The organism is Deltaproteobacteria bacterium (assembly GCA_016874775.1).
In the GTDB taxonomy this organism is placed as follows: Bacteria; Desulfobacterota; Binatia; order Bin18; family Bin18; genus VGTJ01.
This window is the reverse complement of record VGTJ01000011.1, coordinates 32,181-55,893: the sequence shown is the minus strand read 5'-3', so window position 1 is coordinate 55,893 and position 23,713 is coordinate 32,181. Positions and strand designations below refer to the sequence as shown.

At 52.8% G+C, this 23,713-nt stretch carries 21 protein-coding genes and 1 tRNA gene; 12 read left to right on the top strand and 10 right to left on the bottom strand.

Translation table 11 applies throughout. The features are described from left to right. Nucleotides 1–985, bottom strand: a 985-nt coding sequence (locus FJ147_03260; GenBank protein MBM4254896.1) for a GAF domain-containing protein, incomplete at its 3' end; no start/stop codon positions are given. A gap of 199 nt (nucleotides 986–1,184) precedes the next feature. Here FJ147_03260 and FJ147_03255 point away from each other — a divergent pair. Then, nucleotides 1,185–1,565 carry an ATP-binding protein gene (locus tag FJ147_03255; protein MBM4254895.1) on the top strand — a complete coding sequence of 127 codons (381 nt, stop codon included), beginning with the start codon at nucleotides 1,185–1,187 and terminating at the stop codon, nucleotides 1,563–1,565. Nucleotides 1,566–1,597: 32 nt separating this feature from the next. Here the strand turns inward: FJ147_03255 and FJ147_03250 are convergent, their stop codons facing one another. Next, nucleotides 1,598–2,728: an LLM class flavin-dependent oxidoreductase gene (locus tag FJ147_03250; GenBank protein MBM4254894.1), complete on the bottom strand. Its 1,131-nt coding sequence runs from the start codon at nucleotides 2,726–2,728 to the stop codon at nucleotides 1,598–1,600. A gap of 396 nt (nucleotides 2,729–3,124) precedes the next feature. On the opposite strand from FJ147_03250, the gene FJ147_03245 reads away from it, so the two are divergent. From FJ147_03245 to tadA, 3 genes are all read left to right on the top strand, one after another. After that, a complete protein-coding gene (locus FJ147_03245) occupies nucleotides 3,125–4,672 on the top strand; it encodes a vanadium-dependent haloperoxidase (GenBank protein MBM4254893.1) in 1,548 nt (515 codons plus the stop codon). Nucleotides 4,673–5,333: 661 nt separating this feature from the next. Beyond that, on the top strand, nucleotides 5,334–6,944 hold the full coding sequence (locus tag FJ147_03240) for an MBL fold metallo-hydrolase (protein ID MBM4254892.1): 1,611 nt from the start codon (nucleotides 5,334–5,336) through the stop codon (nucleotides 6,942–6,944). Nucleotides 6,945–7,053: 109 nt separating this feature from the next. Then, on the top strand, nucleotides 7,054–7,530 hold the full coding sequence (gene tadA / locus FJ147_03235; GenBank protein ID MBM4254891.1) for a tRNA adenosine(34) deaminase TadA: 477 nt from the start codon (nucleotides 7,054–7,056) through the stop codon (nucleotides 7,528–7,530). 191 nt (nucleotides 7,531–7,721) lie between these two features. Here tadA and FJ147_03230 read toward each other — a convergent pair whose 3' ends face one another. Further along, nucleotides 7,722–8,177: a hypothetical protein gene (locus tag FJ147_03230; protein ID MBM4254890.1), complete on the bottom strand. Its 456-nt coding sequence runs from the start codon at nucleotides 8,175–8,177 to the stop codon at nucleotides 7,722–7,724. 115 nt (nucleotides 8,178–8,292) lie between these two features. Between FJ147_03230 and FJ147_03225 the strand changes: the two genes are divergently transcribed. The 4 genes from FJ147_03225 (at nucleotide 8,293) to FJ147_03210 (ending at nucleotide 10,586) form a co-directional block, all read left to right on the top strand. Next, nucleotides 8,293–8,379: transfer RNA gene (locus FJ147_03225), tRNA-Ser, on the top strand. A 101-nt stretch (nucleotides 8,380–8,480) separates the two neighbouring features. After that, entirely contained in the window at nucleotides 8,481–9,746 is a 1,266-nt protein-coding gene (locus FJ147_03220; GenBank protein ID MBM4254889.1) for a redoxin domain-containing protein, read from the top strand. Between the two features lie 93 nt (nucleotides 9,747–9,839). Next, entirely contained in the window at nucleotides 9,840–10,262 is a 423-nt protein-coding gene (locus tag FJ147_03215; protein MBM4254888.1) for an OsmC family protein, read from the top strand. A gap of 18 nt (nucleotides 10,263–10,280) precedes the next feature. Further along, nucleotides 10,281–10,586 (top strand): antibiotic biosynthesis monooxygenase, encoded by a 306-nt coding sequence (locus FJ147_03210; GenBank protein ID MBM4254887.1) that lies wholly within the window; start codon nucleotides 10,281–10,283, stop codon nucleotides 10,584–10,586. A gap of 265 nt (nucleotides 10,587–10,851) precedes the next feature. Here the strand turns inward: FJ147_03210 and FJ147_03205 are convergent, their stop codons facing one another. From FJ147_03205 to FJ147_03195, 3 genes are all read right to left on the bottom strand, one after another. Beyond that, nucleotides 10,852–11,262, bottom strand: coding sequence for a Zn-ribbon domain-containing OB-fold protein (locus tag FJ147_03205; protein MBM4254886.1), 411 nt, complete (start codon nucleotides 11,260–11,262; stop codon nucleotides 10,852–10,854). 4 nt (nucleotides 11,263–11,266) lie between these two features. Next, nucleotides 11,267–12,403: a thiolase family protein gene (locus FJ147_03200; protein MBM4254885.1), complete on the bottom strand. Its 1,137-nt coding sequence runs from the start codon at nucleotides 12,401–12,403 to the stop codon at nucleotides 11,267–11,269. 190 nt (nucleotides 12,404–12,593) lie between these two features. Beyond that, a complete protein-coding gene (locus FJ147_03195) occupies nucleotides 12,594–14,129 on the bottom strand; it encodes an aspartate aminotransferase family protein (protein MBM4254884.1) in 1,536 nt (511 codons plus the stop codon). A 97-nt stretch (nucleotides 14,130–14,226) separates the two neighbouring features. On the opposite strand from FJ147_03195, the gene FJ147_03190 reads away from it, so the two are divergent. Beyond that, nucleotides 14,227–15,234 carry an aldo/keto reductase gene (locus tag FJ147_03190; GenBank protein ID MBM4254883.1) on the top strand — a complete coding sequence of 336 codons (1,008 nt, stop codon included), beginning with the start codon at nucleotides 14,227–14,229 and terminating at the stop codon, nucleotides 15,232–15,234. A gap of 87 nt (nucleotides 15,235–15,321) precedes the next feature. Here the strand turns inward: FJ147_03190 and dgt are convergent, their stop codons facing one another. Then, entirely contained in the window at nucleotides 15,322–16,587 is a 1,266-nt protein-coding gene (dgt, locus tag FJ147_03185; GenBank protein MBM4254882.1) for a dNTP triphosphohydrolase, read from the bottom strand. A gap of 125 nt (nucleotides 16,588–16,712) precedes the next feature. Between dgt and FJ147_03180 the strand changes: the two genes are divergently transcribed. Next, the gene (locus tag FJ147_03180; protein ID MBM4254881.1) at nucleotides 16,713–17,522 is read left to right on the top strand and encodes a hypothetical protein; all 810 of its coding nucleotides are present in this window, start codon (nucleotides 16,713–16,715) and stop codon (nucleotides 17,520–17,522) included. 309 nt (nucleotides 17,523–17,831) lie between these two features. On the opposite strand, the gene FJ147_03175 is transcribed toward FJ147_03180, so the two are convergent. Continuing rightward, nucleotides 17,832–19,745 carry an oligopeptide transporter, OPT family gene (locus FJ147_03175; protein ID MBM4254880.1) on the bottom strand — a complete coding sequence of 638 codons (1,914 nt, stop codon included), beginning with the start codon at nucleotides 19,743–19,745 and terminating at the stop codon, nucleotides 17,832–17,834. A gap of 126 nt (nucleotides 19,746–19,871) precedes the next feature. Between FJ147_03175 and FJ147_03170 the strand changes: the two genes are divergently transcribed. Beyond that, nucleotides 19,872–20,186: a hypothetical protein gene (locus FJ147_03170; protein MBM4254879.1), complete on the top strand. Its 315-nt coding sequence runs from the start codon at nucleotides 19,872–19,874 to the stop codon at nucleotides 20,184–20,186. Nucleotides 20,187–20,188: 2 nt separating this feature from the next. Here the strand turns inward: FJ147_03170 and FJ147_03165 are convergent, their stop codons facing one another. After that, nucleotides 20,189–21,457 carry an MFS transporter gene (locus tag FJ147_03165; protein ID MBM4254878.1) on the bottom strand — a complete coding sequence of 423 codons (1,269 nt, stop codon included), beginning with the start codon at nucleotides 21,455–21,457 and terminating at the stop codon, nucleotides 20,189–20,191. A 91-nt stretch (nucleotides 21,458–21,548) separates the two neighbouring features. On the opposite strand from FJ147_03165, the gene FJ147_03160 reads away from it, so the two are divergent. Next, complete coding sequence (locus tag FJ147_03160) at nucleotides 21,549–22,715, top strand: lipid-transfer protein (protein ID MBM4254877.1); 1,167 nt, start codon at nucleotides 21,549–21,551, stop codon at nucleotides 22,713–22,715. A gap of 47 nt (nucleotides 22,716–22,762) precedes the next feature. On the opposite strand, the gene FJ147_03155 is transcribed toward FJ147_03160, so the two are convergent. Continuing rightward, nucleotides 22,763–23,695, bottom strand: coding sequence for an alpha/beta hydrolase (locus FJ147_03155; protein MBM4254876.1), 933 nt, complete (start codon nucleotides 23,693–23,695; stop codon nucleotides 22,763–22,765). Between the last annotated feature and the right edge of the window lie 18 nt (nucleotides 23,696–23,713).

Sequence of the window (23,713 nt, the reverse complement as noted above, 5' to 3'; positions counted from 1 at the left end):
GCGCTTGGAGGTGGTGCGCCGTTCGGCAGACGCCAAAGGCTTTACCGTGTTGCCCCGCCGCTGGGTGGTGGAGCGGTCCTTCGGTTGGCTGGGGCGCTAGCGGCGCTTGTGTCGGGACTTCGAACATACCACCGTTTCCAGTGACGCTATGGTGTACTTGGCCAGTATCCGGCGCACGCTGCGGATGGTGACGACGGAAAATACGAATTAAAAAACACTTTCTAAGGGCGACGGCGAGAGAGTCTGCAATCTCACAAGCTAGGTCGATGTGGTCAGGGATAAAAAAGTGCGGCGTATTAGCTCCGATATTTAACGAGCCAATCTGTTGGTCATCGACAATGAGTGGAACATTGACGAATGATCGTAGGCCTTCCCGCTGCAGATCCTGCCAGATGGGGGGAAGGACGGGTAAGCTGGTTAGATCGTCGACCTTCGAAACCTCTGCTCGACGCGGATGGAGGTCACTCCCTCTTGCTAATGGGAAAACTACTCCAGCTGGGACATCTGTTTCAACTTCTGTGTGGACAGCAAGAAGAGTGAACGTCTGCGCAGCTCTATCAGAGAGCGAGACGCTAATGCGCCAACAGGGAATAATTTTTCGTAAGTGTTCGATCGCAATCTGGGCGACCGCTTGAGGGGACTGCGCGGCGAGAATGGCGCGATTCATTTCATGGAGGACCCGTAAACGCGTAGTAGAGTCTGGGCGCGCAGCCTCAACGGTTGTTGCTGGTGCATTCGTTCTTACAGAGGTCATGATATTCTCTAACTGTTGGTGTGTAAAATTTTCGACTATTGGCCTACCACTATGCCGCGAGATGACGTATCTACTCGCTACATCAGTCCACAGATCATTGGTCACCTGTGATGTCACTATGAGTGAAACGAAGGGTCTCTCGGAGAGATTCTTCGCTACGTTCAGAATGACACGTCCGTTGGGCTCTCGCGTAAAGTGTGCGAATGTTTTATGGCCCGATTTAGCATTCATCACCAATCTTAACGTACCACTCTGAAGGAACGCCAATTCCAGCCCTTACCTGACAGTTTCGGTCACTCGTCGCCCCGGCACCATAGGATGCCAAAATCCTTTACCAGTTGGGAAGGGCGATCCTTAACAAAAACTACGTAGAATCCGTGACAGAAATACGTAGAGGGAGCGTTCATTAACATAGAGGTGCACCTACCACATTGTTTCCGAATTATTCAATAATGCTCTTGATCATGGTGTGCTTGAGGTGGACTCCCGGCTTAAGGAATTAGCTGGTGGCTTTGAGGAATATACGCGCGTGCGCGCTGAACGTTTGCGCGTCTTACGGTCAGGGCAGATTGAGGTTGAGATTGAGCATGTGTGGCACGCGGAGCCGCAATGCTTGCAAATCCGTGTCAAAGATAATGGTCGCGGATTCGATCATGAGGCGGTGATGTTGGACAGCGTTGCACGGAAAGCAGAGCGCTACGGACGCGGTATCGCAATAGTCTGTGATCTTTGCGAGAGTGTGACGTATGTGGGGAACGGCAATGAGGGTATTGCCCGGTATCAGTTGAATTGCGGCACGACAGGAGTCTGAGATAGCGCTACCGGCCGTGCCTGGTACGATTGCTAGTCCGCAAACCGCGGCATCACCTTCTTGGCAAACAATTCCAACGAACTTAAGACTTGCTCGATTGGCGAGATCCCTTGGGGCAGAAGGAAGAAGCATTCTTTGATCGGAAACGTCTTTGCCGCTTCTTCAATGCGTCGTGAGATGAAATCTGGGTCGCCGACCAGATACTCTGGATGACCTTGCGCGAACGGCACGAACCATTGGTCCCACATCCATTTCACGTCTTGTGACCATTCCTGTGCGGTTGCCATTGTCGGAGCACAGATCAGCGAACCGCCCCATGCTGCTTCGTCTCCAGGCTGAACGTTATGTCCATGCTTAGCAGCTTCTTCGTTGTATGCTCGCCAGAGGTTCTTGCAGAATTGTAAATCCGAAGCGAGGACAATCGGTTTTCCGGCATATTGCGCCCAGAAGAGGGCAGTCCGCATACTATGCGTGAACCCGCCGTATAGGGGAGGATGGGGATTCTGAAACGGCTTGGGCGCAATACCAATCTCACGCACACGCATATCAGCGTCTACGCCAGTACCATACTTAGTGTAGACCGGCTGCACGTGCGGATTGATCATATCCTTAGGCGGAATAGTGAAATACTTGCCATGGTAACTAAATGTATCTTTTTTCCAAGCAGTCAGAACGATATCAACAAACTCTTTGAAGTATTCCCGGTTGATATTGTCGTCTTCGCTGTTGCGGTTCCAATCTCCCACAGCGTTGAGGTCCTGGCGAATACGGAAGTTATGAACCCAACGCGCTTGATAGCCTCGGACGATGCCAACGCCCAAGCGACCGCGGAGCATGTGATCCAACGTCGCAATGTACTCAGCAGTACGGACTGGATTATGTGTGGGGGCAACAAAACCCACCATGTTGATGCGCAGGCGCTTGCTGTGTTGTCCCATCCACATGGAGAGCAAGCCGGGTTCATTGCTGGCTTCAAAGCCTTCGATTTGTAAATGGTGTTCAGGATGACCAATACCAGCGTAGCCTGCTTCATCGGCAAAGCGTGTAATCTGCGCAACTTCATCCAACATACGTTGGTAGAGTTCTGGACGTTTTCCCGCCATACCGGCAGCTAACTCATGCCGACGCCCTAAGGTAGCATAAACGAAGAGGTGAAACTTCATGTGAGATATCCCTTCATTGTCACGAATTACGGGAGCACCACGATTGAGTCTGCCCCCTGGCTGGGAAACGTATACGAGAATTGTCCTGGATGGTCAAACGTTGCTGACGGGAAAGAGGGGATATTTGAGGGTGCTCTAGCGGGCATGCTACGATTTCCAGCAGATACTGTCAGATGTCACGGGGAGGTGGAGGGGACACGCTCTCCTGAGTCATCAAGAACAAGGAGAGAATAAGGAATGGTAGAGAAGCGTCCAGATCAAGGGGGCAATGTAAAACAAAAACACCAAGAACGAAAAATCAGTGAGGAAAAATCTGTCAGTCGGCGGACGTTTCTGACCAGAGTCGGCACTCTTACTGCCGCCGGTGTTGTTGCTGATACCGTTGGCCTTGGGTCCATGACTGGAGAAACCAATGTCGCCGAAGCGGCAGCAATTGGGCCAGATACGCCCAAAAAACGACGCGAGCAAGCCTTCAAAATTCGTCGCGATGCGGCAAAGTTTCAGCGCGATTTTCCTCTGCCTGATCATCCTGACAATGGGGACGAGGCGTTTTTTGCCAATAAGATCGGCAGCTATTCCAAAGCGCTTCCGCATAACGATTTAGGACACGTTGACCTCCCTGCGTATAGCGCTTTGATTAGTGCTCTCACCTCTGGTGATCCGAACGCGTTTGAAGCGATCCCCCAGGGGGGGAGTGTGAAACAGGCTGACCCACAAGCGGCGTTTGCCTTCTCACTCGAAGGTCCAGACTCTCACCATCTTACGATGATTCCACCTCCGACCTTCAGTAGTCAGGAAGAAGCTGGGGAGATGGCGGAACTCTATTGGCAAGCACTCACCCGCGACGTGCCGTTTGTCGAGTATGATACTGATCTGTCAACGCGAGGGGCGGCGGTCGATTTGTCGAAATTTTCCATTTTCAGAGGTCCGAAGCTCGGCGGTGTGGTGACAACCGGAACGCTCTTTCGTGGCAATACTCCAGGTGATCTCACCGGGCCGTATATTTCTCAGTTTCTCTGGAAAGATATTCCGTACGGAACGCAGACCATCGTACAACGGTACTGTGTTCCAGTTGAAGGGAACGACTTCATGACCAGCTATGCCGAATGGCTGAGCATCCAGAAAGGCTTTCCGCCAACGGCAAGCATCACTTTCGACTCGACGCCTCGTTACGTCAGCACTGGACGAGACTTAGCTGAGTATCTGCATCGCGACTGTACGTATCAGGCGTTTCTCAATACGGCATTGATCCTGCTCGGCTTTGGTGGCGCGGCGCTGGATGATGCGAATCCATATAAAACGGCGGCTAAACAAGGTGGCTTTATCACGTTTGGTGGACCACATATTCTGGATCTTGTTACTCGTGTGGCGAATGAAGCGTTGAAAGCGGCATGGTATCAGAAATGGCTGGTACACCGACGCCTACGTCCTGAAGCGTTTGGTGGTCATGTGCATAACCATAAAGTCGGCGCCGCGAATTATCCGATCCATCCCGAGATTCTCAATTCACCGGTGCTGAACGCCGTATTCAGCAAGTACGGAACGTATCTCTTGCCAACGGCCTATCCTGAAGGATGTCCGACACACCCTGCCTATCCCGCAGGGCATGCCACGATTGCGGGAGCGTGTTCGACGGTGCTGAAGGCCTTCTTCAAGGAAGCTCTTGCGGTGCCCAACCCGGTGGTTGCGAATGCTGATGGGACGGCACTTGATGGGTACTCTGGTCCAGTGCTCACTATTGGTGGAGAACTCAACAAGCTGGCGACGAATAGTTCTTTAGGGCGCGATACTGCTGGTGTACATTGGCGTTCGGATGGAATCGAGGGCCTCAAGCTTGGCGAAGCCGTGGCGATCGGCATTCTGACCGACTTTCGTGCGACCTATAACGAGTTCTTTGGTGGATTCTCTCTGACGAAGTTCGATGGCACGACGATCACTGTTTGATAGAGTGACGTGCTCGGTTGATGTGTTGGTTTTCGTGAGGCTGTTAGTCTCTGTGCCCTCATGCGGATGAGGTCTTGCCATTTCTGGTAGTGGTTCAGGGCAATAGTGTTCGGCACTCGCTATGTACGTATGCAGAGGGGTCCCTTCTCCCCTGCGGGGAGAAGGACAGGATGAGGGGAGAAAGCGTGGGTGTGACTGACTTGCCTAGCGCGTTACCCTCACCCCAGCCCTCTATTACGGGTCGGCTTCTACGCTGAGAAAAGACGAGACGTCATTCCCGCGAATGTGGGAATCCAGGGGAAATACGCAATCGTTCAGGGGTGAAGCTCCTGGATGCCCGCCTGCGCGGGCATGACGAACAGGCGGCTCCTAACGACGGGAAATCCGCGCCAATTGAGGCTTGGATAAAAAACCTACCCTTATGAGCCCTAGCCCTCTCCCTGGCAGGGAGAGGGAAGTGGCAGCCGCCGCCTGTCGGTGGTCAAGTTTTGTGCCGAACGGTACTGGGTTCAGGCTAAGGCGTGGATGCGTCTTTGTAGAGGTGGCGCGAGATGGCCGCCCAGGAACACCGCACCCACATTCGGGTGCCCCTACAAGACAAAACCAACCTGAAGCGACACGCCATCTCCCTACGGCTTGACTCTCTTTCCTAGCTTTCCTAATGTTGCCCGCAACTTTAGAGGAGATAAGCCCGCGCTCGCGGTTTGTGAGTACAAGCATGTTCAAACACTTTGGGGCAGTCGTGATCGGTCTTGTGTTGAGTTGTGGCTTACCTGAGCAAGGCAGGGCGCAACCTGCCCAGGTCTACATTGATTCTGCGCTGCTTGCGATCGGCGGACGCGAGGCTCTCCTCGCCATTAAGAGCCAACGGGTCGTCAGTCACGGTGAGAGTTTCGAACCTGAACAAACTGTGCAGCCTGGAGCTGAGGTCCCACGGAAAGTGGCGAATTTTACCTGTACCCTGTTGCGTGACCTTAACACCGGAAGAATCCGCTATGACTGGCAGCGTGAGACGATTTATCCGTTTGCGCTGCCCTGGAAATACACAGAAATTATCAACGGCGACGAAGGTGCCATCATCGGGAAAGATGGCGCACGAAGCCCGGATAAGCGACCAGCCTCGGCTGCGCGCATGGCGGCGCGGAGAAAAGAACTGAGCCGAGCGCCGGTCTCGATTCTTATCAACGCACTGACGCGCTCAAGTTCGTTCTTGCGTTTGGGTGATCAATTGATCAAAGGCCGTTTGCATTACATCGTTGCTTACACAGATCGCGGACAGCAAGTGTTGCTAGCTCTTGATGCGGAAACGCGCCTCTTGCGGAAAGTGACCTTTCTTGAAGACGACCCAGTGGCTGGAGATACGCAAAACGAACTGTTCTTTGATGATTGGCGGCAAGTGGGTACAGTCAAAATGCCGTTTAGCTTACAGTACCGGATCAACGGGTTGGATGTCGCAACAGAGATCATCGATTCGCTAGAGCATGACGTGGAGGTAACAGAATCTGATTTCACGATTCCCGAGGACCTCAAGCAGATTGACCCAGCTGATGGCAGTTGGGGGGAGCGGCGTTCTCTCTGGTTGTTGCGTCGCATTGCCTTAGCGAGCCCCCTTGATGATCTCCAAACCCAGGTCCAACTCAGCGAAGTAGGGAAGGGTGTGTTTCACGTGACCGGTGGAACGCACCATAGCTTAGTGGTTGAAATGAAAGATCACTTGATTGTTGTTGATGCCCCGCTCTATGAAGAGCGTTCGCTAGCGGTGCTTACCGCACTCGAGAGCCGATTTCCCGGGAAAGCGGTGCGCAGCGTTGTGAGTACCCATTTCCATAATGATCACTCGGGTGGACTGAGAGCCTATGCAGCCGTCGGTGCAACGATTGTCACAGGGAAGGCGAGCGAAGCATTCGTGCAGAAAATGTTGCAGGCTCAGCACACCTACGTTCCGGATAGTCTACAGAAAACGCAAAAGCCTGGGCCAATAGAAACTGTGGAGAGTGACAAGAAGGTGCTTACTGACGGGGAGCAAGCTGTAGAAGTCTATCCGATCCCCAATGCCCATGCTGAAGGTATGCTCGCTGCCTATGTTCCGCATGCGAAACTGCTTTTTGTCTCAGATCTGTTTTCACCGGGTGCACCACGACAACCGCCAGAATGGCCTAAGGAGTTGCTTGACAGTATTACTGCTGCTGGGATCGCAGTTGAGCGGATTGCCGGTGGACACGGGAATAAGGTGGCAACGATTGCGGAGTTGCGACAGGCTGCGGCACAGTAAGAAAAACACAATGGCTAATCCGTAAAACGTAAGTGAGGAGGAGCGGGGAACGTATTACGTTTTATGCTTGCGGTACCCATGACATGTTACGTAGTCCATACGTCTAGCAATGATAGACTATCGATCACCGTGTGACGACACATTCTGGATGGCCGCAGCCCTCGCTGAATCTGCTTTAGCGGAAGCAGAAGGAGAGGTCCCGGTTGGCGCGGTGCTCGTTGCGAACGATGAGATTATCGGTCGTGGGCACAATCAACCCATCCAACGACATGACCCAACTGGGCATGCAGAAATTCTTGCGCTTCGAGATGCCGCCGCGGCATTGAAAAACTATCGTCTTCCTGGAACCACACTCTATGTGACAGTTGAACCGTGCCTCATGTGTATGGGAGCGTTGTTGCACGCCCGAGTGCAACGGCTTGTCTTCGGCTGCTATGACCCCAAAGCCGGTGCTGCTGGTTCGCTGTACGACGTCTCAAATGATCCTCGCCTAAATCATCGATTGGAAGTGACGGCGGGAGTGCGAGAAGCGGAGTGTCGAGCGCTCTTGCAAACGTTCTTTCGCAATCGAAGGGGGAAAGGCTAGTAGTCAGACAATTTAATTTTGAGGAGTTCAAGTTCGTCATGCCCGCGCAGGCGGGCATCCAGGATCTTCCAGCAGGTGTCTCCGCTTATGCCCCCTGGATTCCCGCATTCGCGGGAATGACGTGTCTCGGTTATCCATCAGAACTTTCTGAACTGACTACTAGCTCGTTGCTCGGTCTTACTGACAACTGATTACTGACTGCTGCCGTCGGCACTACCTTTTTCGAACCCTTGTATGAGCAATGCACGATCTGCCTGGGAGTATTGCGCAAGAATTGTTAATTGCTCGCTTGGAGTTGCTGCTGCAATCTGTGCTGCGATGTCTCGGGAGGTGCGTATATGAAAACTTGTTCTGTACGGTTTGACCTCCGCCAGAATGCTTTCAGCCGTTCGTAATGGGCCAGCCATGACTTTGATTTCTGTGACCAGGAATGTATACCGCTTCTGATCTCCTGGGAGTTTTAAGGTGACGACCGGTAGCAGGTTGTTGGGAGACAGCGTGGGGTTGAGGAAGCCGACCAACTTGACCAATGGCCTCAGTGGCGGTGCGAGAGAAGGATGCTGATGTTGGCCGTAGGCGACGGGTAACGAGAGGGATAAGAAGGCCACAGCAACTATGCAAAGGAGCCCAGCCTTGGATAGAGACATACATTCCCCTCCATCGTGGACGGTAGTGATAACTTCCCTATGCTAATCTCGTTCTTGTTGTGGGACAATCCGGCCTTTCGTCCGTAGTAGAAATCACTTATAGTACAAAAAGTACGGAGAGATGGCAGAGCCCGGTTGATCGCGCACGACTCGAAATCGTGTATGCCGTAAGGCATCGGGGGTTCAAATCCCCCTCTCTCCGCTGGAATTCTGCCTCTGAGTCTTTGGGAACTTTCCGGCATTACCGTGAGTTAACAGAGAAATCGTGTAACTTAACCTACCAACGAGAGGCCCACCGATTGTATGGATATTGGACTTGGCATCGCAGTACTTGCAGGTTTTCTGTCGTTTGTCTCGCCGTGTGTACTTCCTATTGTACCTGGGTATCTGACGTTCATTACGGGAATGAGCTTTGATGAATTAACCAGCCAACAAAATCGTTCGCAACTGGTTCTCAGTGCGATTACCAAAAGCCTGCCATTCGTTCTCGGATTCTCACTCGTGTTTATTTCTCTTGGCGCTTCTGCCTCTGCTATTGGCGGAGTGTTACGCGAGAATCTCGGGTTAATGAAACAAATTGCTGGTGTCGGTATCGTCATTCTTGGTTTACATCTTGCTGGGTTGTTGCCGATCCCAGCATTGCTCAGAGACCGCCGTTTATCTGGTGAACCGACCAGTCCGGGCATGGGGCGAGCTTTTGTAGCAGGCATCTTCTTTGCCTTCGGCTGGACGCCGTGTGTCGGACCGATTCTGGCCGCCATTCTCACAATGGCAGCGACTGCCGAGACTCTCACGCGTGGGGTGTTTTTGCTTGCCGCGTACTCGCTCGGGTTAGGCATTCCTTTTATCCTTTCCGCTGCATTCTTAAATGGGTTCTTGTCGTTCTTTAAGGGCATGAAAGGCTATTTGCGACAGCTTGAGGTCGCGAGTGGGGTGCTCCTTATTCTTGTTGGCGGCTTGATCTTCACCGATAAGATGGGGTGGATAGCTTCGAAATTTACTTTCCTCAATGCTGAAGAATTATTGACGTTGGAGAATTCCTCATCGACCGTAGAGCCAAAAGAAGCAGTGGCAGCGGCGCCGCCCAAGACGGCGTATGGCCCATATGATTTTGCGCTCACCTCAATTGATGGTGAGGCGGTCAAATTGTCTGACTACCAAGGCAAAGTGGTGTTAGTGAATTTCTGGGCCACGTGGTGCGGTCCGTGTGTGGTCGAGACGCCAGCTCTGGTACGGATGTATCACAAGTATCGAGACCGTGGGTTTCAGGTCATCGGTGTCGCAATGCAGAGTGAAGAAGATAACGTCAAGCATTTTGTTGACAAATACCGGGTCCCCTATGCGATTGCACGTGATACCACCAGTGAGGTGGGATTGCGATACCAAGTGTTTGCCTTGCCTAGTAGCTTTCTCTTTACTGGTGATGGAAAGGTCAAGAAAGCCTTTATGGGCTTTGTTGAAGAGTCGCAGTTAGAGAAGGAATTAGAAGCGGTGTTTACGGCAAGCCCAGCGCCTCAGCCTCTCCAACAACCGCAGGCTGAAGGGGTGTCGTTCCGAGACGCACGATAGGAACTCTCGTTTTGCATCGACGAGTGCAGGTAGGGGCATGGCACGCCGTGCCCCTACGCGTTTGAAAGAAGGAGAAGCAAGAGAGGGAAAGGTATGGATTTAGGCGGTTTTCGTCACACCGTCGCTAACACCACGAGTGACAGCTTCGCCATTGAGCTTCATGCCGGAGATTTACACTGGAAACTTGACGAACCGGTCACAATGGGTGGTAACGGTGTGGTTCCTGATCCCGTGACCTCGTTTCTCGGTGCTTTGTGTGGCTGCCTACTGATTTCTCTGCAAATCACTGCCCGTGCGCGCCAAGTGCCACTAGCGGGAGCGACGATGTCAGCGAAAGCGAATGAAAAGGGGTTCGTGAAAACTCTCGATGTGGAGCTGACCGTGCGAAGTGACGCGCAGGAGGAGAAAATCCGCACGATCGTCGAGCGAGCAGAAAAAGGTTGCTACATCAAAGGGCTGTTGAAAGAGAGTATCGAGTATCGGCTCAATCTCATCATTCTGCCGGCGCAAGAATGATACAAGGAGGATCTTTTTATGATTGTTATTGCTGGAACGATTCCGATCAAACCTGAAGCGTGGGAAGAAGCCAAGAAGCTTGCTGCACGGCTCGAAGAGGCGACACGCAAGGAGCCTGGATGCTTGATGTACACCTTCCACGTTGACCGCACCAAACCTTCGACGTTCTTTATTTTTGAGGAATGGGAGTCGGACGAAGCCTTGGCGAAACACTTTCAGACTGAGCACATGAAGGAGTTCATACAACTCGCGCCAAAGATCCTGGCAGGAGCAGTAAGCGCAAAGAAGTATGAGGTGACAAAGGCGGCACCATTGTCGGTGTAGATGAAGGACAGAAAGGAATCGTCCCTTCAGGGAAGCTGCGGTATGAGTACAATTGAGGTTTTCACCAGAGGGACCGTAGCGGACGCCATGCGCACGGGAATCAGAGCAGGCGAACGCAGCGTGGCACAGCGCACGCTACCTCTGAAGATCCACTAGTAGATAGTCCAGAAAGTTTTGATGGCTAACTCAAGGGACGTCATTCCCGCGAATGCGGGAATCCAGGAGGCTTAACTACAGGCCACTGCTGAATTCCCCTGGATGCCCGCTAGTGTACCAAGCGAAACTTCGGCAGTGTAATCTCTGGTGTGACATCCTCGAACGTGACTTCCACTGCCAACCCGCAAGCGAGATCGTCGTTTTTGCATCCCACCACCTGGCTAATAACCTGCGGACCTTCGGCGAGTTCAATCAACGCAACATTGTACGGGATGTCATCGGCAAATCCGGGATGCCATTGCTGATAATAGACACCAAACGAGTTGATGGTTCCTTTGCCACTGAGTGGTACCCATTCTTGATCTTCGGACAAACAATTGGTGCATGCTGGACCAGGAGGTAAGTGAACATAGCCACAGGCTCGGCAACGTTGGGCGACGAACTCGTGCTGTTTTGCCGCGTGCCAATAGGGAGCATTCCATTTTTCGATGACCGGGAGAGGTTTCTTATAGTCAGCCATACCGTTACCTCCGCAAAATCAAGGCGCCAGCGTGCTCGCGCAGTCCGCCAGTATAAGTGCACATGATTCGTTCCACATTGGCGATCTGCCGGGGCCCGCATTCACCGCGTAACTGACGAACGGCATCACAGGTGTTTTGCCAGCCGACCATGTATGTTTCAGACAATTGCCCGCCGTTGACATTCACAGGTAGTTCTCCGTCTACAGCAATGCGACCACCTTGTATCCAGCGGCCAGCTTCACCGACTGGGCAGAAGCCGTAATTTTCCAGTGCTGCAATGATGGCCGGGCTATAGGCGTCCTGGACATACAGCGCCTGTACGTCCTTGGGCGTCATGTCTGCCATCGGAAAGATCATGCGTGCAACACGTTGTTGTTGGAAACTTTGCATTACCAGATCGGGAGTTTCATAGGCACGAAATGCTTCTTGGCGTCCGAGACCGCGAATGTACACCGGCGGTTTGCGCAAGTCTTTTGCGCGGTCTGCCGTCGTCAACACAAACCCATGTCCACCATCTGTGATATGGCAGTAATCGAAGAGGCGCAGCGGCGCGACGATGTAACGCGCACTCATATATTCATCGAGCGTAATTGGTGTACGCAGGACGGCTTTGGGATTGAGTGCGGCATGTCGGCGCTGATTTATTGCAATAGTTGCAAGTTGCTCTTCGGTTGTCCCATACAGATGCATGTGACGGCGAAAAGCGAAGGCAAAGGGAAGTGACGGATTAAATCCCCCGTAAGGAGCATGTTCTTCGAGCAGCGCTCCACCGAAGCGATTGCGATTGGTTTTCTGATTCGTGCCATAGACGAGGAGCACGTATTGCGCCATGCCCGCATGTAAGAGCAGTGCGGCATGTTGGATCATGTAACAGCCAGTCGCGCCTGACGCCTCGACTGCTCCACCGACACGTGGGTTCATTCCCAACATCAGCCCGACTTTGAGATAATCGCCCTGACGACCGTAGCTCGGTTGAACGAACAGACCGTCGATGTCGTCTTTTTTCAGTCCACAATCTTGGATTGCTGCGCGTGCCGCTGCAATGGCTAATTCATCGCCGGTCTTGTCTGGCACTGCGCCCTGCTGCGTATCACCAACACCGACAATACAAATTTGATCACGGAGATCCTGCAGCCCCATGTCGAGCCCTCCCGCTCGGACTTATATAAAACCACGGCGAGGAGGGCAATCGTGCGATTGGCAGAATGATTTGTCGCGAGGACGTGTATGCGTAATCTACGTGCAAGTAAGGCAAAATCCGAAGCAGGGAGTGAAAGAGGGCCACAGCAGAAGTGGCCCTCGGCGAGTTCAGGCGGAGGGATTCTGCGCGTTACTTCCCACTCGCCATTTTCCACTGACCATCGATCTCGGCCATGACGGCGAGGATCGCGTTGCGTAAAGCAGTAATCAGTTCGTCGATCTGTTCTTTGGTGATAATCAACGGTGGGCAGATGGCGATGTTATTCCCACCGGCGACACGAGTGATGACGCCAGCGTCAAGGGCTTTTTCCCAGGTCTTCTGTGCGATGCGCATGTCTGCGGGGAACATTTCCTTGGTTGCTCTATCTTTGACAAGCTCGACCGCACCAATCAGGCCCTGGCTGCGGACGTCACCGACGATGGGAAGATCTTTGAGCGTACCGAGCTTCTTAGCAAGATACTTCCCTTGTTCCTTTGCTTTTTGGACGAGCTTCTCGCGCTCGATAATATCTAAGTTCGCCAGTCCAGCCGCACATACGGTGGGATGTCCGGTGTAGGTGTAGCCATGCCAAAACGCGTAATCATCACCAGTTGAGAGGAAGGTTTGGAAGATTTCTTCTCTAAACAAGACAAGTCCGAGGGGCAGATAACCGCTGGTGACACCTTTGGCGCTAACCAAGACGTCTGGCGCAACTCCCATACCAGCAGAGGCAAACATCGAACCGGTGCGACCAAATCCGGTGATGACTTCATCGCACACCATGAGAATATTGTGCTTCGAGCAAATTTCGCGAATCTTAGGAAGCCATTCGGCTGGCGGAATGATCACACCGCCAACGCCCTGAATTGGTTCAGTGATGAACGCACCAATCGTATCCGCGCCTTCGCGCTCGATGATGCGCTCCAATTCGGTAGCGCAATCAACTTTACACGATGGATAGGTTTTGCCGAGTTCGCAGCGATAGCAGTACGGACGTGCCATGTGAATCATACCGGGCAGGCCGGGTTCCATCTGTTTGTTAAAAACGGGAATACCGCCGAGCACAGCCGCACCACTTGATGAGCCGTGATACGCCTGATTGAGGCTAATGAACTTGGTCTTGTTCGGTTGGCCTTTGGCTTTCCAGTAGGCACGTACAAGCCGTATCACAGCCTCATTCGCTTCGGAGCCGCCTGAGGTGAAGAGTACACGAGTCAGTCCCTTGGGAGCGATTTTGGTGAGCTTGGTTGCCAGTTGTACCGTTGGTACAGAAGTCGGACCGATCAACGTTGGCGCGAAGGCGAGCTGGTCCATTTGCGCAGCGACGGCACGATTAATTTCCTTGCGGCCATGTCCGACATGGACATTCCATAACGAGGCGAGACCGTCGATATATTTTTTCCCTTCGGTGTCCCACAAATACACCCCTTGGCCTTTGACGAAAATCGGTACGCCTTTTTTCTGTTGTAATTGTAAGGGGACAAAGCCATGAACAAGATGATCACGATCTTGCTGATGCAGCACTTTTGCGGCACGTGGGTCGAGAGCAGCGCTGGCAGCTTTTGTCCGTGGACGCATTGGCACGACTTTGGGCGAGGATTTGATTTTCTGTGGCATGATCTTCTCCTCCTTCAATAACGGCTCTTGTGTTGTTTGGTCCGAAACAATGACGACACCGGCAAGCATACCTCAGTTGCAAACGAAAACCCAGATGAGGGAAGAGCCTTGCCCTTGATCTCTGTCGCAGGCAGCATAAACAGCGTACGTCAAAGGAGGAGAAGCAATGAAAACCAAACGTATGGGCCGGACGGGACTGAAAGTCTCGGAGATTTGCCTGGGCACGATGACCTTTGGCCGTCAATGTGACGAGCCGACCAGCTTTGCGATTATGGATACTGCGGTCGAGTTCGGGGTGGATTTCTTCGATACTGCGGATGTGTATCCGGTCGGCGGTGGGCTCGATACCGTTGGTCGGACTGAGGAAGTTATCGGCAAATGGCTCAAAGGGAAGCGAGACAAAATTGTTCTTGCAACCAAGTGTTGGGGGGCGATGAGTAAAGCGCCGAATGACCAAGGGCTCTCGCGCAAACATATCTTCACAGCGGTCGAAGAAAGCTTGCGACGATTACAAACCGATTACATCGACCTCTATCAGGTCCATGCGCCAGACCCGAGCACGCCTTTGGATGAAACCCTGCGCGCGCTTGATGATCTCGTTCATCAAGGCAAGGTGCGGTATCTCGGCTGCTCGAATTTTCAAGCCTGGCTTTTAGCTTCAGCTTTATGGACGAGTGACAAGCTCGGGTTAGCTCGATTCGATTGTGTACAGCCTCGTTATAACTTGATGTTCCGTGAGATCGAGAACGAGTTATTGCCTCTCTGTCGTGGTCAGGGTGTTGGCGTGATTCCCTATAACCCGCTGGCTGGTGGCTTTCTTACCGGTAAATACAAACAAGATACGGAACCGTCTGCGAACTTGCGATTTGGGCTTGCTGGTCGTGCCGGGCACATTTATCGTCAGCGTTATTGGCAGGAAGCACAGTTCGGTGCAGTTGCACATCTGCAAGAATTTTTTGCCGCTCGTAATAAACCGCTTGCGCAGGTAGCTGTTGCATGGGTCCTTGCCCAACCTGAGATTACTTCACCCATAGTTGGGGCAACCTCGGTGGAACAACTGCGGCAATCGCTGCCGGCAGTCGATTTGAAGTTGGACGAAGAGGAGATGAACGTTTGTAATGAGATCTGGTTCGATCTGCCACGGCAGAAAGATCCGGCGGTGGCGCTTCGCTAAGAGGCAATGAAAAATTAAAAATTAAGAATGAAGAATGAGGAGGAAAAAAAGACTCTCTTTTCCTATTTTGCATTTTGCATTACGAGGTCATAAGACCTCGTAAAAACTTCCCTCTCCTGGCACGAACAAGCGGCTGTAGAATCGCATTGCATACGAGTCGGTCATATTAGCGAGGAAGTCGCAAATGACACGTTTGCGAACGGGTTCATTACCATCAAGTAGTGCTCGTTCGTACTCATCTCCCCAATTTTCCGGTAGGAGCCCAATCGACTCTTTGCCTTGATCGAGGACGGCAAACAGTCGGCGTAAAACCTCTTTGCCTTTGTGGCCGAGGGTTGTCACGCGTGGATTGTAAATCACATGCTGCGACTCAAAGATTTTCAGAATCTCGATACGGATGCGGATGTCCGGTGAGGTATCGATCCGTTCTCCGTCCTGAAAGGCGACGCTACATGAGAAGTCATGAATCAGATCCCGTGTGAGCATTTTCAAGGCAGCTTTCCCGGCTCTGCGTTCGAGCGATTCTAAGCGCTCGGCTATCTGTAGGAGTTCATCGTGAACTTTGTCCTCACTGACAGTTTCTCCGACTCGGAGAAGATGACTATTGACCTCACGCACGAGGCGAGCAGATGGAGTACGACGAAAGTCCGCGACGGTCAATAATCGTGCTTTGAGACTATCTTCGAGGTCATGGACAGAGTAGGCGATGTCATCGGCTACATCCATAATCTGACATTCAAAGCTGCGACGTCCTCCGGTTCCAGTGTGGCGCACGATTGTTTGGGCGAGAGGCTGATCGTCGGCATAGAAACCTTTGGCTGGTCCATCTCCGGCGGCGGTCAGTGCGGCTTCATCGATACACGTTTTATATTTCAGTATGGCATCAAGAGTTTGGTACGTGAGATTCAGACCGGTGTATGTCTCATGCTTGCGTTCTAATCGCGTGAGAATACGGAAACTTTGCGCGTTGCCTTCAAAGCCTCCGTACGGGCGCATCACCTCGTGCAATACTTGCTCACCAGTATGGCCGAAAGGAGGATGACCAAGATCGTGCGCCAGACACGCAGCTTCAACGAGATCGGTGTCGGCGCCAAGATTCAGTGCGATCCCTTTGGCAATTTGCGCCACTTCGAGTGAATGGGTGAGGCGCGTGCGAAAGAAATCTCCTTCATACACGCCAAACACCTGGGTTTTTCCTTGCAGGCGACGAAAGGCTGCAGAATGAATAATCCGTGCCCGGTCGCGTTCGAATTCCGAACGGCGGTCAGGGCCGGTAATCCGGGGTTCAGGGGTATACCGGATAGCCTCGCTGACAGTGGCGAATTTCATACGTTTGTCCGTGCCTCGCACCATAATCAGTCAACCGTAGGGTGGCAAGCCTCTTTATTTCATGGCGCAGGAAGTGATACGCTAAGTGCATTCGGTAGGGGAAACTTCCTTCTTGTCCCTACTTCACTTTTTCCCGCAGTCGCCGATAGATTTCATTCTCTATTCTTTGTTCGGGAAGGAGGCATTATGAAGCAGGTGAGCAGGACTCTTCGTTGTGCAGTTGCGTTCGTCGGTGCGTTAATGGTGAGTGGGCCAGCGTGGGCAGGGGACTCGCTTCTCCCTATCGCGACCACTGTCAAGAGCTGAAGGGTGGGGATCAAACATCGTACATACTCGTCAGCAACATCTACTCGCCAAGCCGGACGTGTCTTGTCGTTTCGTCAAGTCATGTCACGATTGATATGCGAGGATTCACTATTAGTGGTGACGGTTTTGCTGTTGGTATTTCCGCCAGTGTTCCGGTCGAAGGCGTGACGGTGAAAAACGGTACGGTGAAAGGCTTTGCGACAGGCATTTCGCTCGCTGGTCCGGGCAACATCGTACAGAATATGCATGTCGACAATAACTCTGATACCGGAATGTTTCTCGGCACGAGCAGCTTGGTTGAGAATGTTGTTGCTCAGGGGAATCGCCGCTTTGGCATCGTGGCAACGACGGCAAGTAAAATAAAGGACTCCGTCCTGCGTTTCAACGGAAACAATCCCGCGAGTGTTGGTCTCTCGGCTGGCCCAGGCAGTACGGTCACTGGTAATACCGTCTGGGGGAGCATCGGCACGGGCCTATTCGCGTCAGCAGGCAGTACGGTCATTGGTAACACCGTGTTAGAAACAAACCCTGGATTTGGTATGTCGATCGTATGTCCGAGTAACGTGAAGAACAACACGGCGACAGGTAGCACTCAGGCCAATCTGATCTTAGCTGGAGATGGGTGTAACGTGTTCGATAACGTTGCGCCGTAGTTTTTCAGCTGACGTCAGATTTCTCCCAGGTCAGGGCGCGGTCCCGTGCGCCCTGACCCGTCTCATTCCTCCTCACAATTAGCGGCGAATATTGTTCCCTTACTATCGATTTTCGCCGAAAATCGATACGTGGCTATCATTTTTCGGAACCTCCTTAGAGTGTTCCTTTGGATTTTCGGGGACGTCGATTCGTTTACCGTTTTCTCGGGGAAAAAGGGGCATTGGATGTGTACTCGATGGGACCTAATGGTGTTGACGAACATGGTCGTGGAGATGATGGGTCCTCTTAGAAGGAACCTGCCTCGGAAATTAACGCCCCTGTTTCGCTATTCGGACTAACCCCCAGGCCAACAACGCAAACGGCACGATCGTCCACACATATTCAAGCGGTCCTTCACCAGGCGAACGAAGGGCGAGAATTTTATCGAGTCCACTCACAACCAGTATGGCGATACCAATGCCCATGAGCGCGTCTCCAGCGATTAATCCTGACGCAAAGAGCGTCGCGCGGTTGTGCTGTTCCTGATACGCTTCTTCACCGATTGCCTGCTTTTTGACCCACCCAGCGACAAGGCCACCAAGAATCAGCGATGCCGAAGTCGTCACAGGTAGATAGAGACCAATGGCAAAGGCCAAGCTCGGGATACCGGCGAATTCGGCGATGAGTGCAAACCCGCCACCAAGTGCCATCAAGGCCCAGGGTAATTGCCCTTCCATCACCCCTTGTACAAGTGTGGCCATCAGTTTCGCTTGTGGAGCAGGAAGCAGTTCAGAACCCAACGTGTACGCTTGGTGCAGAAGAAACAATACCCAACCTGCCCGGAGTGCAGCAACAGCAACACCAAGCATTTCTCCCATCTGCAGGTAACGCGGAGTGGCGCCGAGTAATGCGCCGGTCTTAAGATCTTGACTCATATCCCCAGCAAGAGCGACAGCGATGCATACCACTGCGCCACACGTGATGGCCATTGTCATCCCTTCAGTGCCGGTATGACCTGTAGCCAGCAAAATCAAACTGATGGCCAACAATGCCGCGATTGTCATTCCGGATACTGGCTGTGATGTCGAGCCGATGAGTCCCACCATGCGCGCAGAAACGACGACAAAAACGAAGGCAAAAGTCACAGCCAGCGCTGCGGCGATAAAGTCGAGCTGGAACACCGGGACTAGCCATAACCCGAGTCCGAGAAGGACAATACCACTAACGACGATACCAGGATGGAGGTCTTGATCTGTACGTATTCTGTTGTCGTGGTTGGTTTCGGCTCGTAGCCCAGAGAGCGCAACTTGCAGCGATTGTTGCATAGCTGGAAAAGCACGCACAAGAGAAACCATCCCGCCAGTCGCGACCGCACCGGCGCCAACATAACGGGCGTATTTACTCCAAATCGCAAAGGCTGGGAGCTGGAGAATCTCTTCGTGCAGACCGAGGACCTCACCGACTGGACCGCCGGCTAGCGTATTGAAGACAGGAATCAACACCGCCCAACCAAGAACACCACCACACAACATGTAACTGGCGATCTGTGGCCCAATGAGATACCCCACACCGAGGAAGATCGGCGTGAGTTCGAAACCGATCGTTGCTTTCTGCAGACCGGTGAAACTCCACAGGACAGAGTCGTGCCAGAGCCGCAGACCTTTCATAGCAAACTGATACACAGCCCCGAGGCCAATACCCAGAAACACTGGTTGTGCGCTGGCTCCACCGGTATCGCCAGCGATCAGGACTTTGGCGCAGGCCGTCCCTTCTGGAAATGGGAGCACTCGATGTTCGCTGATTGTGAGATTGTGGCGAAGCGGGATCATCAGAAGGATCCCCAACAGACCCCCAGTCGCACCTAACAGGAAGATCAGAAATCCAGAAGGATTGAGGCCAAGAAAAATCAGCGCCGGAATGGTGAAGATAATGCCCGCAGCCAGTGACTCACCACTAGAGGCAATCGTATGGACGACGTTGTTTTCGAGCACAGTTCCGCGTCTGAGGAGACCGCGTAGAACCGTCATCGAAATCACCGCCGAAGGAATCGAAGCTGAAACCGTGAGGCCAACTTTGAGTCCCAAGTAGGCATTGACCATGCCAAAGGCCACAGACAGAAACACGCCGAGGAGAACCGCTTTGAGCGTAAATTCGGCAACCCATTGGTCGGCTGGGACGTAGGGACGAAGGTCTGATTGCGCACTCGCTGTCGATGCAGCCTCTACGTGTTGGCTCTGTGTCATAGTGGCCTTATAACTGTTCGTATGGATCTTGTCGAAGACCAGTCGCTATGAAGCTAGTACCCTAAGGCCGATCATGTTACGCTGTTAGACTGATGGAGAGGTGGTGGACGAAGAAATGAGGTGGATATGCGTCACTTGAGCAGGCTCTTTGCGATCTTGCTCGTGCTGTTTGTCAGCGCGTGCAGCGGTCAACAAAAAAATGCCGACGATGATTTCTTGATGGGAACGAACGATCCGTTCAAGAACGATCCGTTCTTCGCTGATGCCCCAGAGTGGGACAGTTCGGTGTTGAAGCAGAGTGAAGTGCTCTCACAGGATGTTCCTAAAGACCCGGACGAGCCGACGACGTGGGTGGAAAAAAGTGAGCAAGCCTTAATGGGGGCAGTGATGGTGGGTGGAGGAGTGGCGACGCTCTTGTTTTTGCCGTTTCTTGGACTTTAGCACTATTGTCCGTTGCGACGACGATTTCCCAGCAAAAAGGTCAGCAGTGCTGTCGCGACACACACGCTGCCACTCAGATACATGGTCGTGAAACCTGCGTGGGTAGCAATGTACCCCATCAGGATTCCCCCCATTCCCATACCAAGTTCTAACCCCTGACCAAACGTACTCATGCCCACGCCACGTCGTTCTGCTGTGAGACGATCAATGGTGAACGCGCTGAGTCCGGGTTGTGCCAAACCGAAACCAAGGCCATACAAGCTCACACCTAGATATAGCATTTGTGCATTAGGCGTTAAGGCTAACGTCAACAAGCCAAGAAGTGCTGCCGCCAAGCCCGGAAGGATGACGGCTGCGCGCCCATATTGGTCACTGACCCGAGCGGTAAAGAATCGCGTGCTGAGAAGAGCAACGGCGTAGGTCGAGTACAACCATCCAGCGTTTCCCATGCCAAGAGTGCGGGCGTACAGCGGTAAGAACGTCGTGTACGACGTAAACGTAAGATAGAGGAACATGTTGACGATCATGGGCAGCAGTGCCTCACGGGCAAACAGTGGTGGTCGTGAGGCAGCAGGGTTAGGTGTGTAGCGTTGATGCATGCCAGAACTCAAGATGCACGCGAGCGTGGCGATAGCTCCTGCCGTCAAGAAGAGCAGCGTAAAGTTTTCTGCTGAGGCGACTGCCGAGCTGAAGCCAGGCAATACAGAAACGAGATAGGTTTCCGTTGGATGTAGGCGAGTACTGCGCATCAGGCCAAGCGCAAGCGGAGGGATGATGCCCATAGCGAGCGGACTGGCCAAACCCCAGTAACTAGCAGCTTCTCCACGTCGAGCCATTGGCGCGACATCAGCAAGATATGCGCTCGCCGCAGTTGTGAAGCAGCCAAGAGCGAGCCCATACAGCACTCGTAAAATGAACAACACATTAAGGCTCATGGTCCAGGCATGAAGAAACGCGGTGAAAGCAAACAAGCCTATGCCAATGTTCATTAGTACGACACGGCCATAGCGATCGATCCAGCGTCCGACTATTGGTCGAATCGCGAACGCGACGAGGCTCGACACGCCGATTAAGAGACCGGCGTCAGCTTCCTGGCCGCCAAGATGTTTGACGTAGAACGGTAACGTCGGAAAGAAGAAGAAAAAGCTGAAAAAGTAACTTAACGTGACAAGGCAGAGGAGGGTGAAGTCGCGGGTGAACAGGGGCGGGGGCGAAGATGCGGACGTTCGGCGTTCGGCGCCCTCAGAGTTCGGAATTTCTCTTGTATGCATTTCTCCCTTCCCCACTTCTCACTTATCTATTTTGATGAGTGGTGGCAAACTGCAACGGGCTATGCTCTAATCGGCGGCCAGGAGGGTGCCCATGATCGAAACACTCAAAGATAAGACAGCGATTGTTGGCGTTGGCCACACAGAATATTCGAAAGACTCTGGTCGTAGCGAGATGAGTCTGGCAGTTGAAGCGATTCTCAAGGCAATCTCAGATGCGGGCCTAAAGCCAAGCGACATCGACGGCATAGCCAAGTATACGATGGACAATAACAGCGAGATTGATATTGCTGCGAACCTTGGCATTCCGGCACTGCGGTTCTTTGGTGAAGTTGGTTACGGTGGCGGTGGGGGTCCGGTCGGGTCGGTGGTACTCGGCGCAATGGCAGTGGCTACCGGCATGGCCAACTGCGTGGTTGCGTTTCGTGCTATGAATGAACGCTCTGGCCGCGGTACTCCACGTTACGGGCAAGCCTCGGTCCGCAAAGGTGCACCTGGTGTGAATGCGTATCAGGAACCGTTTGGACTGTTCAGTCCAGCACAGATGGTCGCTCTCGCGGCACGGCGTCACATGCATCTGTACGGGACCAAGAGTGAGCATTTTGGGGCGATTGCTGTCGCCTGCCGGACGCATGCGCAAAACAATCCCAATGCGGTGATGCGTAATCGTCCGATCACGATTGAAGATCACCAAAATTCGCGCATGATCGCCGATCCGCTCCATTTACTTGATTGCTGTTTAGAAACCGATGGCGGTGCGGCTGTGGTCATTACATCCGCAGAACGTGCGAAAGATCTCAAGCACAAGCCGGTGTATATCACTTCTGGTGCGTTTGGTGCTGGCGAGTGGAACATTCATCGCGTAGTGAAAAACGTGCAAAGTAAAGAGACCGAATCGACAGTCGTTGGCAAAGCGCTTTTTGCGCGGGCGGGAGTCACGCATAAAGATGTTGATGTTTGCTTTCTCTACGATCACTTCACGCCGCTGGTACTGATGGCCTTTGAGGAACTCGGCTTCTGTAAACGTGGAGAAGGAGGACCGTTCGTAGCTGACGGGAAACTGCTTCACGGCAAAGGTTCGCTGCCGTTCAATACCAGTGGTGGGAATCTCTCCGAAGGGTACATTCACGGCATGGAGAATATTGTGGAGGCTGTGCGTCAGCTCCGTGGACAAGCGATAAACCAAGTGAAGGATGCCGAGATCGCGCTCGTGACGTCAGGAAATGGAGTACCGAATACCGGGATGATTTTGCGCAACTAACACACTGTTCAACGGCGGAGCGTATTGCAATACGCCCCGCCTGACAACTACTTCGCAAACGCGGCTTTCAATTTCGCGCAGGCATCAGCAACCGCTTTCTTTCCTTGATCGAAAATATGACCTAGGCTGAAAAAGCCGTGGATCATGCCTTTGTACTCGGTGTATTCAACCGACACACCAGCATCTTTCATTCTCTTGGCGTAAGCTGCACCTTCGTCACACAGCGGATCGAACTCTGCCGTCATGACCCATGCTGGTGGCAGGTTACTTAAGCGCTGGCCGCGGAATGGTGAAGCATAGGGATTCTCTCCGTCATTCGGGTTGCTCAAATAATGGTTCCAGAACCACTGCATAGAACCTTTTGTGAGCAAATACCCTTCGCCATTATTTTTATAAGAAGCCGTGTCGTAGGAGTAATTGGTCACCGGGTAGATCAAGAGCTGGAATTTAACCGTCGGTGCGCCACGATCTGTTGCCATCTGGGCAACCGCTGCCGCGAGATTCCCGCCGGCACTATCACCACCAACGGCGATACGAGTCGGATCACCACCAAAAGCTGCGGCATTCATGACTGCCCATTTGGTTGCAGCATAGCAGTCGTCCGCAGCCGCAGGGAATTTGTGTTCAGGAGCAAGGCGGTAATCAACCGCAACAACAATGCAGCCTGCACCCTTGGCTAACGCACGGCAGGGGGCATCGTGAGATTCCAGATCGCCAATGACCCAGCCTCCACCGTGAAAGAACACTAAGATGGGCAGAGGTCCTTTCTCATCTGGGGTATAGATACGCACTGGGAGTTTGACACCACCAGCATTGACGACATGATCTTCGACTTTCTTGAGTTCGAGTGGCGGCTCTTTGGGTGCGAACAAACCTCGGATGGCTTCGCGAGCTTGTGGGACGGTCATTTGCTCAAATCCAGGTGCACCAGAGGCGGCGACCTGGTCTAGAAACGCTTTTGCTTGCGGATCGAGTGGCATACTCAACCTCCTTCTGTA

What these genes read in the sequence shown, in the direction of transcription:
- dgt (MBM4254882.1), bottom strand. Translation starts at nt 16,587, where the DNA reads ATGGTGCGAGGCACGGACAAACGTATGAAATTCGCCACTGTCAGCGAG.
- FJ147_03175 (MBM4254880.1), bottom strand. Translation starts at nt 19,745, where the DNA reads ATGACACAGAGCCAACACGTAGAGGCTGCATCGACAGCGAGTGCGCAA.
- FJ147_03195 (MBM4254884.1), bottom strand. Translation starts at nt 14,129, where the DNA reads ATGCTTGCCGGTGTCGTCATTGTTTCGGACCAAACAACACAAGAGCCG.
- FJ147_03250 (MBM4254894.1), bottom strand. Translation starts at nt 2,728, where the DNA reads ATGAAGTTTCACCTCTTCGTTTATGCTACCTTAGGGCGTCGGCATGAG.
- FJ147_03230 (MBM4254890.1), bottom strand. Translation starts at nt 8,177, where the DNA reads ATGTCTCTATCCAAGGCTGGGCTCCTTTGCATAGTTGCTGTGGCCTTC.
- FJ147_03215 (MBM4254888.1), top strand. Translation starts at nt 9,840, where the DNA reads ATGGATTTAGGCGGTTTTCGTCACACCGTCGCTAACACCACGAGTGAC.
- FJ147_03160 (MBM4254877.1), top strand. Translation starts at nt 21,549, where the DNA reads ATGATCGAAACACTCAAAGATAAGACAGCGATTGTTGGCGTTGGCCAC.
- FJ147_03170 (MBM4254879.1), top strand. Translation starts at nt 19,872, where the DNA reads ATGCGTCACTTGAGCAGGCTCTTTGCGATCTTGCTCGTGCTGTTTGTC.
- FJ147_03165 (MBM4254878.1), bottom strand. Translation starts at nt 21,457, where the DNA reads ATGCATACAAGAGAAATTCCGAACTCTGAGGGCGCCGAACGCCGAACG.
- tadA (MBM4254891.1), top strand. Translation starts at nt 7,054, where the DNA reads ATGATAGACTATCGATCACCGTGTGACGACACATTCTGGATGGCCGCA.
- FJ147_03220 (MBM4254889.1), top strand. Translation starts at nt 8,481, where the DNA reads ATGGATATTGGACTTGGCATCGCAGTACTTGCAGGTTTTCTGTCGTTT.
- FJ147_03245 (MBM4254893.1), top strand. Translation starts at nt 3,125, where the DNA reads ATGACTGGAGAAACCAATGTCGCCGAAGCGGCAGCAATTGGGCCAGAT.
- FJ147_03190 (MBM4254883.1), top strand. Translation starts at nt 14,227, where the DNA reads ATGAAAACCAAACGTATGGGCCGGACGGGACTGAAAGTCTCGGAGATT.
- FJ147_03155 (MBM4254876.1), bottom strand. Translation starts at nt 23,695, where the DNA reads ATGCCACTCGATCCGCAAGCAAAAGCGTTTCTAGACCAGGTCGCCGCC.
- FJ147_03205 (MBM4254886.1), bottom strand. Translation starts at nt 11,262, where the DNA reads ATGGCTGACTATAAGAAACCTCTCCCGGTCATCGAAAAATGGAATGCT.
- FJ147_03210 (MBM4254887.1), top strand. Translation starts at nt 10,281, where the DNA reads ATGATTGTTATTGCTGGAACGATTCCGATCAAACCTGAAGCGTGGGAA.
- FJ147_03200 (MBM4254885.1), bottom strand. Translation starts at nt 12,403, where the DNA reads ATGGGGCTGCAGGATCTCCGTGATCAAATTTGTATTGTCGGTGTTGGT.
- FJ147_03240 (MBM4254892.1), top strand. Translation starts at nt 5,334, where the DNA reads ATGTTGCCCGCAACTTTAGAGGAGATAAGCCCGCGCTCGCGGTTTGTG.